Here is a 347-nt window from a genome sequence, read left to right on the forward strand (position 1 = left end):
GAGTTCGAGTCTCGTTTCCCGCTCCAGTTTCAAGGGGTTTTGCCCCGAGACAAGGCCCCGGAATCGGGGTTTTGTTTTTTCAGCGGTTGCATGGCGTGAATGGTGCAATCGTGGCTGCAGGCGGTATGCTGTGGCCTGTCGCGAAAGCGATCGTCATCCGGCCGGGTGGCAGAGTGGTTATGCAGCGGACTGCAAATCCGCGTACGCCGGTTCAATTCCGACCTCGGCCTCCAAACTTCAGGGCTCCGCTTAGGCGGGGCCCTTTTTTTGTAAAGGGTGCTATTCACAAACGTGTTTTTTGCTGTAGAATGGCGCTCCCCGCGGGAATAGCTCAGTTGGTAGAGCAC

The 347-nt window shown here is 56.8% G+C and carries 1 tRNA gene; it reads left to right on the forward strand.

Annotated elements, in window-relative coordinates:
• The first annotated feature begins 159 nt into the window (after nt 1–159).
• A tRNA-Cys gene (locus tag N800_RS15095) sits at nt 160–233 on the forward strand.
• Nucleotides 234–347 lie beyond the last annotated feature (114 nt).

The sequence above is a fragment of the Lysobacter daejeonensis GH1-9 genome, from assembly GCF_000768355.1.
In the GTDB taxonomy this organism is placed as follows: Bacteria; Pseudomonadota; Gammaproteobacteria; order Xanthomonadales; family Xanthomonadaceae; genus Aerolutibacter; species Aerolutibacter daejeonensis.